Below are 16,926 nucleotides of genomic sequence, written 5' to 3' on the forward strand. Positions count from 1 at the left end.
CGGATGTACCAGATCAGACTAGGCGTCCAAGCGGGCGAACTGAGCCTGCCGATACTGCTCGACGCACGCGGTCCGCCGAACCTTCCCGCTGGTGGTGATCGGAATCGAGCCCGGCGGTACCAGAACCAGATCCGCGACGCTGAGACCGTGCGAACTCGACAACGCCGAGGTCACTTCCCGCTTGATGGCGCCGAAATGATTCATCACTTCTTCGTCGGAGTCGCCGCGTTTCTTGAGTTCGATTATGGCAACCAGCTTTTCGACGCTCTGCTCACCGGGCACGGCTATTGCCGCGCAGCGGCCTCGAGTGATCTCTTGGATGGTCGCCTCGATGTCGTCGGGAGAATGGTTGCGCCCGTACACGATCAGGAGATCTTTGATCCGGCCGATGATGAAGAACTTGCCATCGACGGAGAATCCCGAGTCTCCGGTTCTGAGCCAGGGACCTTCGGGGGTGCCCTCCGAGGGATTGACCAGCTGTGCACCGAAGGTGCGCGCGCTCTCTTCCGCCTTCTCCCAATACCCGCTGGCGACGTTGTCGCCGTGCACCCAGATCTCGCCGACCGTCCCCTCTGCGGATTCGGTACGGGTGTCGGGATCGACGATGCGCAGGATCGGCGATGTGGGAAGTAGGTAGCTGATCAAGGGTGTGCCGCTTCCCGCCGCGCACCGCTTGGCGCGGCCGTTGGTCAGCTCCTCCGTGTCGAAGTAGATGGTTTCGGCCGGGTGATTCGGTTTGCTATTCGCTACGTAGAGCGTTGCCTCCGCCAGCCCGTACGCGGGCCGAAGCACTCGTTCCTGCAGGTTGAACGGCGCAAACCGGTTGGCGAAGCGCTTGAGCGTTGCCGGATGCACCCGCTCGCTGCCACTGACGATGTTGCAGACATCGCCGAGGTCAAGGCCCGCCATGTCGTCATCCGACACTTTCTTGGCTGCGAGTTCGAACGCGAAGTTCGGTGCTGCCGAGAATGGGTGCGGATACTTTGCCAACTGCTGGAGCCACCGGGCGGGGCGCTGCAGGAATGACATCGGGCTGGTGATCACGACGGGGAAGCCGCCCAGGATGGGCGCGAGAATCCCGAGCATCAATCCCATGTCGTGATAGAACGGCAGCCACGTCACAAGAGTCATGTCCGACGGCCCGATACCGTCGGTATCCGCGAAGTAGCCCGCCATCAGCTGTTCGAAATTGATTCGAACGTTTTGGTGCGACATGATCACGCCCGCCGGCGTGCGGGTCGATCCGGACGTGTACTGCAGGTACGCAGTTTCGAGTTGGTTGTCGGCTGCGGCGCCAGATCTGTTGGGCCGGTCCAGATCTAACGAATCCACCGCAATGATGGCCGGAGCGGATGCACCGGCGTGGGCCTCAACATGCCGAGCCACGTCATCTGCCACCGCGGACGTCGTGAAAATTGCGGTCGGTGAGGCATCTTGCAGCACCGACTCAACCCGTTCGTCGGTGGCGCCGCCCTGGGGAACGGAAAGCGGTACCGCGATCACTCCGGCGTGCAAGGCGCCAAGAAAGGCAGCAACGTACTCGAGTCCCTGGGGAGCCAGTATCAGCGCGCGATCACCCGGCGCGGCGTAACGGCTCACCTCCTGAGAGACGTTGAGCATCCGCCGATGCAACTGCCCCCAGGTCAGGGTTTTCGTGACGCCGTCCCAGTCCCGCTCGTAATCGAGGAAAGTGAATGCCGTGTCATTGGGCTGCAGGCGGGCCCACGCGCGCAGCACAGTGGGAAGGGAACGCACACTCATGGGCGTCTAGGGTACCGGCCGTCGTTGTGGCCTGTCCCAGACTTCGCATTTGGCCAGTTCAGCGCTGGTTTGACGGGCGGTCGTCACCGCGGGCGAGGTGACGATTCTCCATTTTTCAGGTGAAAGACGTTGTCCTGCAATGGATATGGGATAGTAGCTGATGGCGTGCCCTCCGCTAGCCGGGTGGCCCCGGGTCGGTTACCGCATTTGCCCAGCTCAGCGCGGCAATCCTGGCCACATGCTGGAAATTCTCCCCTTTGGCCTCGGCGTACCATTCTGGCGTCTAAGCTTGATTCTCCGAGACCGGCTAACGGTTTCGAGTCCGGGTTGGCTGGGGTTGGGGCTAGACGAGAATTGTCAGAGCGGCGCTGCGCAGTCCGTTGCCCGTATCAAGACTCGATGCAGATGTTGTCGGGAAGCAGATTGAGCTGAGAACGAGGGTTTTTGGGATGGAAACGCGTGTCACTCCCATTGCGGTCATCGGCATGGGATGCCGGCTGCCGGGGGGAATCAATTCTCCCGACCAGCTATGGGAGGCGGTGCTGCGCGGCGAGGACCTGGTCACCGAGATTCCGCCGGACCGTTGGGACGCCGACGCCTATTACGACCCCGAGCAGGGGGTGCCGGGCAAGACGGTGTCCCGGTGGGGTGGCTTCATCGACGACGTCGCGGGCTTCGACGCCGACTTCTTCGGGATCAGCGAGCGGGAGGCCCTCTCGATCGACCCCCAGCACCGACTGCTGCTCGAGACCGCCTGGGAAGCGATCGAGCATGCGGGTTTCGACCCGGCAACGCTGGCCGGCTCCTCGACGGCCGTTTTCACCGGCCTCACCCACCACGACTACATGCTGCTCACCAAGGGAGCGGGTGGTCTGGCCAGTCCGTACGTGGTGACCGGTCTGAACAGCAGCGTCGCGTCCGGGCGGATCGCCCACACGCTGGGTCTGCAAGGCCCGGCGTTGACGTTCGACACGGCGTGTTCGTCGGGCCTGATGGCGGTGCACCTGGCCTGCCGCAACCTGCACGAGGGGGAAAGCGACCTCGCGCTGGCCGGCGGTTGCGCGGTGCTGCTGGAGCCGGATGGCAGTGTGGCCGCCTCGGGACAGGGCATGCTTTCGCCGACGGGTCGCTGCCACTCGTTCGACGCCGCCGCAGACGGGTTTGTGCGCTCCGAAGGGTGCGCCGTGGTGCTGCTCAAGCGACTGCCGGATGCACTGGCCGACGGTGACCGGATACTTGCGGTGATCCGCGGCACGGCCAGCAATCAAGATGGTCGTTCGGAGACGCTCACCATGCCGTCGGAAGACGCGCAGGTCGCTGTCTACCGGGCGGCATTGGCGGCGGCGGGTGTGGCTCCCGAGACGGTCGGCGCCATCGAGGCGCACGGCACCGGCACCCCTATCGGCGACCCGATCGAGTACCGCGGCCTCGCGCAGGTCTACGGCACCGAAGGCAGCACGTGTGCGGTCGGCACGGTCAAAGGCAATATGGGGCACAGTGAATCCGCCGCCGGGGCGGTGGGGCTGATCAAGGCGGTCCTGTCGCTGCAACACGGCCTGGTGCCACCCGTCATCGGTTTCACCAAACTGCCGGATGAGCTTGCCGCGATCGACACGGGTTTGGTTGTGCCCCAAGAGGTTACGCCATGGCCGGTGACCAACGGGGAGGGACCGCGGCGGATGGGGGTGTCCTCCTTCGGCATGTCGGGCACCAACGTGCACGCCGTTCTAGAAGAAGCTCCCGCGCAACCGATTACGGCAGGCGCCCCCACCGAATCCGCCTCGCCGGCGGAGTTGGTGTTCGCGCTGTCGTCCAGTTCGGCCGACGGACTGCGCCTATCCGCACAGCGGCTCGCCGAGTGGGTGGAGGCTCACCGGGACAGCGTGGCGCCTTCCGATCTTGCCTACACGCTGGCGCGCCGGCGCGCCCACCGGCCGGTGCGCACGTTGGTGCCGGCCGCCGGCCTGGACGAGCTAGTCAACGGTCTGCGTGAGATCGCCGACGGCGAAGCGCCTTTCGAGGCGGCGGTGGGCAAGTCTGACCGGGGGCCGGTGTGGGTGTTCTCCGGTCAGGGCTCGCAGTGGGCGGCAATGGGCGCCGACTTGCTGGCGAGCGAACCGGAATTCGCCGCGACCATAGCCGAACTCGAGCCACTGATCGCCGCCGAATCGGGCTTCTCGGTGACCGAGGCGCTGACGGCGCCGCAGACGGTGACCGGCATCGACAAAGTGCAGCCAAGCATCTTCGCCATCCAGGTCGCCCTGGCGGTGGCCATGGAAAAGACCTACGGGGTGGTTCCGGGCGCGGTCGTCGGCCACTCGATGGGGGAGACCGCTGCGGCCGTCGTCGCCGGCGCGCTGTCGCTACAGGACGGGGCCCGCGTCATCTGCCGCCGTTCGAAACTGATGTCCCGCATCGCCGGGTCCGGCGCCATGGCGTCGGTGGAACTGCCTGCCAAGCAAGTGAATTCGGAGCTGATGGCCCGCGGCATCGATGACGTGGCCGTGGCTGTGATGGCATCACCCAACTCCACGGTGATCGGCGGAGCCGCCGATCAGGTGCGCGACCTCGTCGCCCGCTGGGAGCAACGGGACATCATGGCGCGCGAGGTCGCCGTGGACGTGGCATCCCATTCACCCCAGGTCGACCCGATCCTCGACGACCTGGCCGATGCGCTGGCCGACCTGCAACCGATGACGCCGCGCGTCCCGTACTACACCGCGACACTGTTCGACCCCCGCGAACGGCCGGTCTGCGATGCCGATTACTGGGTGGACAACCTGCGCAACACCGTGCAGTTCGCCGCGGCGATCCAGGCGGCGTTGGACGACGGATTCCGGGTGTTCGCCGAGCTGTCGCCCCACCCGCTGCTCACCCACGCCGTCGACCAGAACGCCCGCAGCCTGGACATGACGGTGGCCGCCCTGGCCGCTGTCCGGCGCGAACAACCGTTGCCGCACGCGCTGCGCGGCTTCCTGGCCGACCTGCACGGCGCGGGCGCCAAGGTCGACTTCTCGGTGCTGTGTCCCGCGGGCCAACTGGTGGATGCGCCGTTGCCGGCGTGGAGCCATCGCCAGTTGTTCATTGACGCCGAGGGCAAGGAAGGCAGGGCCCACGGGGCGTCCACCATTACCGTGCACCCGTTGCTGGGCTCGCACGTGCGCCTCGTCGAGGAGCCCGAGCGCCACGTGTGGCAGACCGACGTCGGTACCGCGGCGCTGCAGTGGCTGGAGGACCACCAGGTGCACAACGTGGCCGCCCTGCCCGGAGCCGCCTACTGCGAGATGGCGCTGGCGGCGGCTTCCGAGGTCTTCGGTGAGGGCTATGAGGTCTGGGACGTCGTCTTCGAGCAGATGCTGTTGCTCGACGAGCAGACTCCGATCACCGCCGTCGCGTCGGTGCAGGCGCCCGGCGTCGTCGACTTCGTCGTGGAATCCCAACAGGACGGGGAGAAGACCCAGCACGCGACCGCGTCGCTGCGCCCTGCCCCGGATGATGCTGCCCCGCCTGCCTACGACATCGAAGGGTTGCTGGCGTTGCATCCGCACAGCGTCAAGGGCGCAGAGCTGCGGGAGTCGTTCGTTGAACGCGGTGTGCAGCACGGTCCGGCGTTCAGCGGCCTGGCCACCGTCCATACCGCGGAATCCGGCGGCAACACGGTGCTGGGCGAGGTCGGACTGCCCGCCTCGATCCGTTTTCAGCATGCCGCCTACCACGTGCATCCGGCGTTGCTGGACGCGTGCTTCCAGTCCGTGGCCGCCGGCGTCGACAGCAGCGGCGGCTTGCTGTTGCCGCTCGGCGTGCAACAACTGCGGGTCTACGGTCCGCTGCGCAATGCCCAGTACTGCTATGGCCGAGTGACCCGCGCGGACGCGACGGGCGGCGAGGCCGACATCGATGTGCTGGACGAGAACGGCACCGTGCTGCTGGCCCTGCGCGGACTGCGCATGGGCACCGGGACCACCGAAGGCGCTGAACGCGACCGCGTGCTCAGCGAGCGACTGCTGACCCTCGAATGGCAACAGCGGACGCTGCCCGACATCGATGCCGACGAGGCCGGCTCCTGGCTGCTGATCGACACCTCCGACGGCGCCGAGATGTTGGTGGCCACGTTGACCGACGCGCTGAAATCTCAAGGCGCAGAATGTGTCAACCTGCAGCTGCCCCGCGAGGCCGACCTCGAAGCGCTGCGCGCACAGCTGCGGCGAGCCTTCCGGGGTGTGGTAATCCTTTGCGGCCCAAGGGTAAGCGACTCGGACGAAGACGCGCTGACGCTGGGGCGTGAGCAGGTGCGGCACCTCGTCCGGCTCAGTCGGGAAGTGGCCCAGTTGGAGGGCGAGCTGCCCCGTCTGTTCGTCGTCACGAGGCAAGCCCAGCATGCTCGCTCCGATGACCAACTGAACCTCGACCAACTTGGTCTACGCGGGCTGATCCGGGTGATCGGCAGCGAAGTGCCGCTGATGCAGCCCACCCAGATCGACGTGGACGAGCACACGCAGCCCGAGTTGGTGGCTCAGCAACTGCTGAGCGGATCGCCGGAGGGCGAGACCGCCTGGCGCAACGGCGAGTGGTACGTCGCGCGGTTGTGCCCGAGTCCGCTGCTGGCCGACGAACGCCACACCACCATCGTCGACCACGAGAAGGACGGCATTCGGCTGCAGGTACGCACGCCGGGCGATCTGCAGTCGATGGAACTCGTTGCGTGCGAACGCGTTTCACCCGGACCCGGCCAGATCGAGGTCGCCGTCGCGATGTCCACGGTCAACTTCGCCGACGTGCTCATTGCATTCGGCAAGTTCCCCGTTGTCGACGACCGCGAACCGCAGCCCGGGATGGACTTCGTCGGTGTGGTCACCGCGGTGGGGGAGGGCGTCACCGACCACCAGGTCGGTGACCGGGTGGCCGGCTTCTCCGAGGGCGGCTGCTGGCGCACCTATTTGACCTGCAACGCCGACCTCGCGATCAAGCTGCCGCCGACACTGACCGACGAGCAGGCGATAGCGTCGGCCACGGCGAACGCCACCGCCTGGTACGGGCTGCACGATCTGGCCGGCATCAAGGCCGGGGACAAGGTGCTGATTCACTCCGCCACCGGTGGTGTCGGCCAGGCGGCCCTGGCGATCGCACGCCATGCCGGCGCGGAAATCTACGCGACCGCCGGTAACCCCGCCAAGCGACAAATGTTGCGCGACATGGGTATTGAGCACGTCTACGACTCGCGCAGCGTCGAATTCGCCGAGCAGATCCGCCGCGACACCGACGGTTACGGCGTGGACATCGTGCTGAACTCGTTGACCGGTGCGGCCCAGCGTGCCGGGTTGGAGCTGATGGCCTTTGGTGGGCGGTTCGTCGAGATCGGCAAGGCCGACGTGTACGGCAACACCCGACTGGGGCTGTATCCCTTCCGCCGCGGTCTGACGTTCTTCTACCTCGACCTGGCGCTGATGTCGGTGCTGCAGCCCGAGCGGGTCCGCGAGTTGCTCAAGACGGTGTTCGAGTTGACCGCCAACGGCGTGCTGGTCGCACCGCAGACCACGCACTACCCGTTGGCGGACGCGGCCACTGCGGTTCGCGCGATGAGCAACGCCGAGCACACCGGCAAGCTGCTCCTGGACATGCCGCGCACCGGACGTAGCAGCGTGGTCGTGCCGCCGGAGCAATTCCCCGTGTTCCGCCGCGACGGCGCGTACATCATCACCGGCGGCGTGGGCGGGCTCGGCCTCTTCTTCGCCTCGAAGATGGCGGCGAAGGGTTGCGGACGGCTGGTGCTGACGGCGCGTTCGGCGCCCAACCCCAAAGCCCGACAGATGATCGAACGCTTGCGTCGAGCCGGCACGGACGTCGTGGTGGAACTCGGCAGCATCGCCGAACCCGAGACCGCGGTTCGCCTGGTGGAGGCGGCGACCGCCACCGGGCTGCCGTTGCGCGGCATTGTGCACTCGGCGGCCGTCGTGGAGGACGCCACGCTGATCAACATCACCGATGACATCATCGACCGGGACTGGTCACCAAAGGCTTTCGGGTCCTACTACCTGCACCAGGCGTCGATCGGGCAGCCGTTGGACTGGTTCTGCGTGTTCTCCTCGGGCGCGGCCTTGCTGGGGTCACCCGGTCAGGGTGCCTACGCGGCGGCCAACAGCTTCGTCGATGCGTTCGCGCACTGGCGTCGCGCGCAGGGTCTGCCGATCACCTCGCTGGCCTGGGGCGCATGGGCTGAGGTCGGTCGCGCCACGTTCCTGGCCGAAACCGGCAAGCAGCTCATGATCACACCCGACGAAGGCATCTACGCGTTCGAGGCGATCCTGCGCTATGACCGCTCCTACACCGGGTACATCCCGATCATCGGGGCGCCGTGGCTCGACGACGTCGTTCGGCGCAGCCCGTTCGGCGAGTTGTTCCAGTCCAGCGGTCAAAGCTCGCGCGGCCCAAGTAAATTCCGCTCCGAGCTGATGACGTCGCCGCGCGACGAATGGCCCGCACGGTTGCGGCGCCTGATCACCGAACAGGTGGGGGTGATCCTGCGCCGCAGCGTCGATGCTGACCGGCCCTTCGTCGAGTACGGAATGGACTCACTCGGCATGCTGGAGATGCGCACTCACATCGAGACCGAGACGGGGATACGGTTGAGCCCCAAGGTGATTGCTACGCACAACACCGCACGTGCCCTCGCCGAGCACCTGGCCGAGACCCTGGCCGAGGAGGCGGGCTCCTAACCCTCGCGAGCAGACGCAAAGTTGTACGTTTCGCGCCTGATCCGTACGACTTTGCGTCTGCTCGCGGTGAAGGTGGCGGCTACTCGACGGCCCAGCCGTAGTCGGACGGTACGGTGCAGAGCAGCTCGTGGATCGCCTCGAGCGGTTCCTTGGGTGACGGCGAGTGCCCGTGGTTCTCGATGACCAGGTGTTCCCCGGACAGGCCGCAACCGTAGAAGTCGAGCGGGACGGTGATCGAGCAAAAGAACTGTCCCTCAAAGTTTTCCAGCACGACCCCTTCGGGAGTGCGGACGGTGGGCAGCGCGCTGACGTCAGTGCAGAAGACAAGCGGCGGTAAGCCGGGCGGGGTGCCCTCGAACGCGGCGCCGAAGTTGAGTCCGGACTGCTGAACCAGGCCCTCGGCGATGTCGGACCGGAAGGTGGCGCCGATGTCGGCCGCCAGATCGACGATGTCGGTGTCCGGCCCGATCTCGGCGAGGTAGGTCGCCACGCCCACGAGGTTGGTGGCCTCCGTCGGGGCCACCGGAGGGTTGAGGAAGTACCGCAGATCCACCGGATAGACGTAGGGAATGGGCACGTGGGGCGTCTTGCGCAGCTTCCACTCGGTCATCAGGATCGCCGCGGCCACCACGGTGTTGACACTTACCCGATTCTGCTGACAGAACTCGATGAGATCGGTGGTCTCCTGCTCGGTGAAGCGGACCCGGGTGACCGGAACGGGTTGGGGAGCACCAGGAGTCGCGACCAGGGTCGGCTTCACAGAAGGGGGCAGGTCGTAGGCGTACATCACCGGCAGGAAGCGCTCGACGCCGGTCAGGCCCAGCTTCTTCACCCCACGCTTTTCCAGCATCGCCTCGAGTGACAGCGGTGCCGGCTGGGGGTCGATCGGGCCGGGGTCACCGGTCGCGACGATGTCGGTGTACCGGGAGAACAGCTCGTCGAAAAGCCCTGCCCCGTGGTGGCCGTCGGCGATGCTGTGATGCAGATAGATCGTCAGCTCGGAGGCCCCCTCACCGAGCTTCAACCGCAGGTGCAACAGGGACACGGTCTGGTCGAGCCGGATCTCGCCACCGGTGGACTTGCCGTCGACAACCGTTATCCCCGCGTGCATCATGTCGTCGCCGACGAGATTCCAGCCCCCGTCGGGGTTCGGCTCGAGATGACTGGACAGGACCGGATGCGCCTCCACGAGCGCGTCGAAGGCGTCGGACAGTGCGTCGACGTCGACGCGGCCGCGCAGCTGCACGGTGACGGCGGTGAACACCTCGTACTCTGCGAAGGCTTCCTCGCTCTTCGCCAGCTTTCGGATCACGGATCCGGGAAACACTCTAGAACTCCTACCTTTTGCTTGTCCGCCGCGCGCACTCCGTCAGTGGGTGCTGGCGCGCTTGTAGCCGATTGCGATGGGTACCGCGCAGGCGGCCGCGATACCGACGCTCCACAGCACCGTCGCGATCATCGGCGCCAGCACCGGACCGCCCGCCGACAAGCCGCGCATCGCCGTGATCGCGTAGCTCACCGGCTGGTGCGCGACGACCGGCTGAATCCAAGGCGGGTATTGATCGAGCGGCAACAGCCCGGTCGAGAAGAAGATCAGCAACAGCTGCCACAGCTCAACCGCCTCCACCACAAGCGTTTTCGACGCGAAGAGCGCGACCATCGTGGTGAGCGCGGCGAACGCCATTCCGAACATCACCGGGACACCGAGCCACATCAACGTGGCCAGCGCGCCACCGCGGAAGCGGAAACCCAGCAGCACCCCGACCCCGAGCATCACCCCGGTGGTGACCAAAATCCGGACGGCCTCGGCCAGGATCCGCGACAACGGACCGGACGCCCGATGCACGGGCATCACCCACAATCGGGCCAGCAGCCCGCTCGCTTGCTCGCGCATCAGATCGATTGCGACAAAAGCGGAACCGCTGACCGCACCACCGAGCGCGAGCAGCGGCACGATGCTGTACAGCGCGCTGTCGTGGGTCATCGCGTAGATGAGTTTTCCCAGCACGATGTAGAGCACCAGCATGAACGCGACCGGCAGGATCAGCGCCTCCATGACGGTGACCACGTCACGACCCCAGCGGGTGAGTATCCGTCTGGTCTGCACCAGCGTCTGCGGAATGAGCCGCCGCAGCGAGCTTTCCGAGTACTGCACCGTGCCCGCGGTCATGGGCGCCGGGACAGGACGATGGCGGACACGGGCACCAAGAACAGCGCAAAGCCGATCAGCCACGCGACCGTCGGCGCCATCACCGACCAGGTCACCGGCAGGGGCGACTTGGTGGTGTCACCGGCCAGCGCGCGCAGCGCCAACACCAGCTGCGAGATCGGTTGGTTTCGGACGAAGGGCTGAACCCACTGCGGAAACATCTTGAGCGGTTGGATACCGACGGACAGCAACCCGAAGATCAGGATCGGCATCGTCAGCAACGGCAGCATGGCGTCCGGGTTGCGGGTGGCGGTGCCGATCAGGTCGGCGCCGAACGAGAGCAAAACTCCGATCACGATCGCCAACACGCAGAACCCGACGATGTAGATCGCGCCGCGGTGGAACCGGAAGCCGATCACGTGTGCGGAGATCAGGGCGACCGTCAGGCCGACACAGCACCGGTACACGCTGGCCGACACCCGGGCCAACACCGGAGTCAGCGGGGCAATCGGCATGGACCTGAACCGGGTGTTCACGCCGTGCAGCGAATCGGTGGCGGCCCGGAATGCCGACGAGATCGCGGCAAACGCGATGGCCTGCAAGGTGATCAGCGGGGTGATGTACTGCCCGAGGTTGCTTGCGACGCCGCTGCTGGCGCCGCCGACGTAGTGGTTCCACGGTGTGGAGAACGGGATGTAGAAGCCGACGGCGAACGACACCGACGCCCCGATCGCGGTGATCAGTTCCCCGTTGCGCAGCGTGGGTGCGATGAAGCGGATGGTCAGCACCCACCACTGCTGCAGCATCGACGGCTGGGGCCGTTCGTCAGGCCGCTGTGCAGCCCGGTCCAGAGCCGTGACGCTCACCGCACCGCCTCGGGGGTGAGGTGACTCAACGCGCGGTCCTCGCTGGGGTCGGCCGTCATGGACAGGAACACGTCGTCGAGCGACGGCCGCCGCAACGCGATGTCGGCCGGTTCGATGTTCGCCTCGTGCAGCAGTCGCACGGCCTCGATGAGCGTGCTCGTTCCGTCCGGCGCCGGCATGGTGATCCGGTCGGATCCGGAGGTCAACATCGTCCGCTGCTGTTCGGGCAGCAGCGGGCCCAGCGCCGCGACCATGGCGGGCAGTTCGTTGACGTCCCGCGGCACTATTTCGCAGAAGGTGCCGCCGGCGCGGTGCTTGAGTTCGTTGGCGGTGCCCTCGGCGATGATCGTGCCGCGATCGATCAGGATGATCCGGTCGGCCAGCGCGTCCGCCTCCTCGAGGTACTGCGTGGTCAGCAGCGTCGCGATGCCCAACTTCTTGAAGTTGCCGACCAGATCCCAAATCGCTTGCCGGCTGCGGGGATCCAGGCCCGTGGTGGGCTCGTCCAGAAACGCCACCTGCGGTTGCACCACCAGTCCGCACGCGATGTCGATGCGCCGACGCATACCGCCCGAATAGGTGCTCACCCGCCGCTTCGCCGCGTCCACCAGGTCGAACTGTTTGAGCAGCTCCTGGGCGCGGGTGCGCGCGGCGGATTTGCTCAGCCCGTGCAGGCGGCCGAACAAGACCAGATTCTGTTCGCCGGAGAGCATGTCGTCGAGAGCGACCTGCTGTCCGGTGAGCATGATGGAGCGCCGCACGCCGGCCGGATCCGAGACGACATCGTGGCCGGCCACGGTCGCCGAGCCACGCGTCGGCCTGGTCAGCGTGGACAGGATGTCCACCATGGTGGTTTTGCCCGCTCCGTTGGGGCCGAGCAGACCGATCACCTCGCCGCGGCCCACCTCGAAACTGACGTCATCCAACGCCACCACGTCGCCGTACGTCTTGCCGACGCCGTGAACCGCCACCGCCGCTGTATCGGGCATCCAACTCTCCTCAGTCAAAGCTCGACAGATCGACCAGCGCGCCGGCTTCGGTCGCGCCCGCCATGGCGCTCTCGTCCTGCTCCGCCACGATGCCCTCTTGGATCAGTTCGCTGAGTGACACTGGGAACGTACGCTGCAGCGCTTCGGCCGTCGCCGCCGGAACCCGGCGGGCGTCATACCACCAATCGACATGCAGCGCACCGGCGGACCGGTAGGCCCGGATCTCGATGGCGTGGCCCAGGCCGGGAACGGTCTCGCGCACCGGCACGGTCATGTCGGAGTGCAGTTGCACCGGAGCGACGACCGGAGGCAGCTCCGGGATCACACCCACGTACCGGAAGTGGATGTCGGGTGTGCGCTGGGCAGCGAGAACGCGGCCGGTCGCGGCATTCACGTACCGCAGTAGGCCGTATCCAATTCCGTAGTGCGGAACGGATTTAACGATGTCGTGTACGGCATCCAGATGTTCGAGCGCCGCCATGCCCTGTCCGGTCGAGCACGGCAACGAAATCGGGTAGTAGGTGGTGAACCAGCCGACGGTACGGCGCAGGTCGACGTCCGGTCGCAATACCGAGCGGCCCTCGCCTTCCAGATCCACCGCGACGACGCCGGTGCCGATCGTCTGGGCGATGGTCCGGCCCAGCCCGGCCAGCATGATCTCCTGGATCGACCGGCGGAACCTGCGCCTGGCGTCGTCGACCTCGGATGTCTGCTCGAAGCTCAATGTGCTTGACAGCCGGACCAGATCGCCGGCCGCGGGCCGGGTATCGGCTTGGTCGGACTTCGTGGGCCACACCGTGACCTGGCGGGCATTCTGAATCCAGTAGCCGCGAGTGTCCACGGCGGCCGGGTGGGTGGCGAGGGCCGCCGCGCGCAGCGACCATTCCCGCCAGCCGGTCACCGCCGGTTCCAGCGCGATGTCTTGACCGGCCAACCGTTGCCCGAACGCGATGACCAGGTCGCTGCCCAAAATCTGGTGCGAGGCGTTGTCGGCGACCATCTCGTGCACACCGAGCGCCAGGAAGTGCGGTGCACCGTCGGCGCGGGTGATGTACACGGCGACCAGCGGTGCGTGCGGATCATCCTGTTCGGCAAGGATTTTCAGGACCTCGGCCTGCTCTTCCGGGCTGCCGGACGCCACATCGTCGGGCAGCGCACGGGTCACCAGCCCGGTGAAATCGCTCGGCGGGGCGATGCGCTGTTCCCACACCCCGTCCTGGTCGACCAGTTGCAGGCGCAGCGCCTCGTGGTGGTTGACCACCGCGCTGAGCACGGCCTGGATGTCATCCGGCGACACGGTGGGATCCACCCGCAGGATCAGCGGGAAGCGCCAGCGGCCGGCGTCGCGCACCCCACGCTCGAGGAAGTAGGTGGCGTTCGGCATGAGCGCCGGATGCGACTCGGGTTCCGGGGGTTTGGCCAGTCCGTTCGCCGCGAACGAGGCATCCACCGCGGCCGTCAGCGAGGCCAAGGTCGGGTGCTCGTAGAGATCTTGCGGCGTGATGCTCAGGCCTTCGTTCGCCGCGGTCATCGCGATGCTGATCGCCATCAGCGAATCACCGCCGAGGTCAAAGAAATTCGCGTTCGGGTCGATAGACCCGACGCCCAGGCACTGCTCCCATACCCGCTGCAGGGTGGCACCGGTTTCCGACTGCCCGTTGCGCGCCAACTCGACGCTGGCGGCGTCTTCCGCCGGGTGGCCGCCCGGAGCGGCAGCCGGGTTGATTGCCGCTCCGTTGGTCGGGGCTTGCGCCCAGACGGTCGGCTTCGGGTCGACCCAATGCTTCTGGCGGGCAAAGGGGTAACCGGGCAGGGACACGATGTGCGGTTGCGCGCGTCGCAACGGCGTCCAGTCGACATCGACGCCGGCGGACCACAATTCACCGAGAGCGCGCAGGAAGGTGTCGCGGTCGTCGGCGTTCTGGATCGGGTGCCGCATGAGCCGGACGGAGCGGTGCCCGCCGGACCACCTGGGGTGCCGCATCGCCGAACCGGTCAGGCTGCCACCGGGGCCGACCTCCACCAGGATTCGGCCCGGATCGGTCAGGACCACATCGAGTTCGTCGGCAAACCGGATGGTGGAACTGATCTGGCGCGCCCAACTTGCCGGATCGCTCACCTGTTCCGGGGTCATCCAGGTGCCGGTGAGGTTGCTCAGCAACGGTGTCTGCGCGGTGCCCAACCGCTGGCGGGACAAGAATTCCTGGAACTCGCCCAGCATGGGATCCATCGCGCTGGTATGGAACGCGTGGGTGGCCCGCACCCGGCGAACGGGTATGCCGCGCTCCGAAAGGCGTTGGGAGAAGGCGCGAATCTGGTCCTTCGGCCCGGCCACCACGCAGTTGCCGGGATCGTTGACCGCGGACAACTCGACCCCGGGTAGCAGGTGCTCGGCGATATCCTGCGGGCTGAGCGCCACCGCGACCATGGCGCCGGGCGCCGATTCGTGCATCAGCCGGGCGCGCAGCGACACCGTCTTGATGGCCGTCTCGAGATCGAAGATCCCGGCCAGGGTCGCCGCGATGTATTCGCCGGTGCTGTAACCGATGTAGGCTTCGGCGCGCATGCCGTAGGAGTCGACCAACTTCGCCAACGCGTATTCCACCGTGAACAGCGCGGGCTGGGAGCGGTCGATTCGCTCCAGATCAGATGCGGTGCCGGAGAAGATCTCTTTGTGCAGGTCGACGCCCATCTCCGCACGGAAACCCTCGGCGCAGGCGTCGAACTGCTCGGCGAAGACGGGTTCGGTGTCGTAGAGGCCCTTGGCCATCCCGACGTGTTGTGCGCCCTGCCCGGGGAACAGGAAGACGACGCGGTCGGTGGCAGCGGCGCTATCGCTGTCAGGAGCGGCTTCACCGACGAAGACATTGTCGTGTTCGTCGGCTCGCAACAGCTTCGCGGCGTGCTCACGGTCGTGTACGACCGCGGCCATGGTGACGTTGTGCTTGCGGCGCTTGGTCAGGGTGAACGCCGCGTCGGACAGGTCCGGGGCGTCCGGCTTCTCCAACGCCGTCGCCAGCGCTTTGCGCGCCTCGGCGAGGGCGGTGGCGGTTTGCGCGGACAGCAGCAGCACCTGCGGGCCGGTCGACTCGGCCGGTGCCGATGTCGATACCGACGGTGCTTCTTCGAGAACGAGGTGGGCGTTGGTGCCGCCGATCCCGAACGAGCTGACCCCGGCGCGGCGCACCCCGTCGGATTCCCATGGGCCGTACTTGCTTTGCACGGTGAACGGCGTCCGGTCGAGGTGCAGTTCCGGGTTGGGGCTGGTGAAGTGCAGCGTCGGCGGAATCGCCTTGTTCTTCAGGCACAGGATTGTCTTGATCAACGCCGCGATCCCGGCGGCGACCTCGAGGTGGCCGATGTTCGACTTGACCGACCCGATCGCGCACGGCCCCGGTCGAGGCTGGTCGGAGACCTCGAAAGCGGTTCGCAGTCCTTCGATTTCGATGGGGTCACCTAGCGGGGTGCCGGTGCCGTGGGTCTCGACGTAGCTGATGGTCGATGCGTCGACCCCGGCCACCGCATGGGCCTCGGCGATGCAGTCGGCCTGAGCCGACGCGCTGGGCGCGGCGAACCCCATCTTCGCCGACCCGTCGTTGTTGATCGCCGACCCGCGGATGACGGCATGGATGCGGTCGCCGTCGTCGAGGGCCGCCTGCAACGGTTTCAGGACCACCAGCCCGACACCGCTGCCGAAGACGGTGCCGTCGGCGCGCACATCGAACGGCCGGCAATGTCCGACCGCGGAAAGCATCTGTCCGGGTGAGTGCCAGTAACCGACATGGTGCGGCACGCACAGCGACACGCCGCCGGCCAGCGCCACGTCGCATTCGCCGCTGAGCAGGCTCAGGCAGGCGAGGTGAACCGCGACCAGCGAGGAGGAGCATGCGGTCTGGACCGCGATGCTGGGGCCGCGCAGATTGAACTGGTGGGAGATCCGCGTCGCCAGGAAGTCCTTGTCGTTCTGCAAGAACATGCTGAGCTGGTCCCAGTTGAGCCCCTCGGCCAGCACGGCGTTCGGGTCGTGGTGCGACAGCAGGTTGTGCAGCAGGTAGCCGCTGGGGGAGCTGGTGCCGTACACGCCGATCGAGCCGTCGTAGCGGGCCGGGTCGTAACCGGCGTCTTCCAGTGCGTGCCAGGCGCATTGCAGGAACAGGCGGTGCTGCGGGTCCAGCGACCGGGCGAGCTGCGGGGGAAAGCCGAAGAAGTCGGCGTCGAACTCGTCCACCCCGTCGACGATCGGTGCGCGCCGCACATACGCCGGGTTGGCCAGCGCCTTGTCGCTGATGCCGGCGTCTCGGAGCTGTTGCTCGGACAGTGTGACGATCGATTCTTTGCCGCGCCGAAGGTTGTCCCAGAACGCCGATACGTTGTTGGCGCCGGGAAACTTGCCGGCCATGCCGACGACGGCAATGGCGTTGTCGGCGTTGTCGGCGTTGTCAACCAGC

At 66.7% G+C, this 16,926-nt stretch carries 7 protein-coding genes; 1 reads left to right on the plus strand and 6 read right to left on the minus strand.

What is annotated here, in order from left to right; translation table 11 throughout:
- Positions 1-18: 18 nt before the first annotated feature.
- Positions 19-1,761, minus strand: a complete 1,743-nt coding sequence (locus G6N68_RS08210; RefSeq protein WP_163710210.1) for an AMP-binding protein — start codon at positions 1,759-1,761, stop codon at positions 19-21.
- Between the two features lie 449 nt (positions 1,762-2,210).
- Here G6N68_RS08210 and pks2 point away from each other — a divergent pair, with 449 nt between their 5' ends.
- Positions 2,211-8,474 (plus strand): sulfolipid-1 biosynthesis phthioceranic/hydroxyphthioceranic acid synthase, encoded by a 6,264-nt coding sequence (gene pks2, locus G6N68_RS08215; protein ID WP_163710214.1) that lies wholly within the window; start codon positions 2,211-2,213, stop codon positions 8,472-8,474.
- A gap of 79 nt (positions 8,475-8,553) precedes the next feature.
- Here the strand turns inward: pks2 and G6N68_RS08220 are convergent, their stop codons facing one another.
- From G6N68_RS08220 to G6N68_RS08240, 5 genes are read right to left on the minus strand one after another with little or no spacing between them, the layout of a single operon-like run.
- Complete coding sequence (locus G6N68_RS08220; RefSeq protein ID WP_163710217.1) at positions 8,554-9,801, minus strand: phthiocerol/phthiodiolone dimycocerosyl transferase; 1,248 nt, start codon at positions 9,799-9,801, stop codon at positions 8,554-8,556.
- Between the two features lie 42 nt (positions 9,802-9,843).
- Positions 9,844-10,644, minus strand: a complete 801-nt coding sequence (locus G6N68_RS08225; RefSeq protein WP_163710220.1) for an ABC transporter permease — start codon at positions 10,642-10,644, stop codon at positions 9,844-9,846.
- Entirely contained in the window at positions 10,641-11,429 is a 789-nt protein-coding gene (locus tag G6N68_RS08230; RefSeq protein ID WP_163718344.1) for an ABC transporter permease, read from the minus strand. Before G6N68_RS08230 ends, G6N68_RS08225 begins: the two co-directional genes overlap by 4 nt.
- Before the next feature lie 56 nt (positions 11,430-11,485).
- Positions 11,486-12,478 (minus strand): ATP-binding cassette domain-containing protein, encoded by a 993-nt coding sequence (locus G6N68_RS08235; protein ID WP_163710224.1) that lies wholly within the window; start codon positions 12,476-12,478, stop codon positions 11,486-11,488.
- Positions 12,479-12,488: 10 nt separating this feature from the next.
- Positions 12,489-16,877, minus strand: a complete 4,389-nt coding sequence (locus tag G6N68_RS08240) for a type I polyketide synthase (RefSeq protein WP_163718346.1) — start codon at positions 16,875-16,877, stop codon at positions 12,489-12,491.
- Positions 16,878-16,926: the final 49 nt, after the last annotated feature.

The sequence above is a fragment of the Mycobacterium bourgelatii genome, from assembly GCF_010723575.1.
Classification (GTDB): Bacteria; Actinomycetota; Actinomycetes; order Mycobacteriales; family Mycobacteriaceae; genus Mycobacterium; species Mycobacterium bourgelatii.

What these genes read in the sequence shown, in the direction of transcription:
- G6N68_RS08240 (WP_163718346.1), bottom strand. Translation starts at nt 16,877, where the DNA reads ATGGCCGGCAAGTTTCCCGGCGCCAACAACGTATCGGCGTTCTGGGAC.
- G6N68_RS08230 (WP_163718344.1), bottom strand. Translation starts at nt 11,429, where the DNA reads ATGCTGCAGCAGTGGTGGGTGCTGACCATCCGCTTCATCGCACCCACG.
- G6N68_RS08235 (WP_163710224.1), bottom strand. Translation starts at nt 12,478, where the DNA reads ATGCCCGATACAGCGGCGGTGGCGGTTCACGGCGTCGGCAAGACGTAC.
- G6N68_RS08210 (WP_163710210.1), bottom strand. Translation starts at nt 1,761, where the DNA reads ATGAGTGTGCGTTCCCTTCCCACTGTGCTGCGCGCGTGGGCCCGCCTG.
- G6N68_RS08225 (WP_163710220.1), bottom strand. Translation starts at nt 10,644, where the DNA reads ATGACCGCGGGCACGGTGCAGTACTCGGAAAGCTCGCTGCGGCGGCTC.
- pks2 (WP_163710214.1), top strand. Translation starts at nt 2,211, where the DNA reads ATGGAAACGCGTGTCACTCCCATTGCGGTCATCGGCATGGGATGCCGG.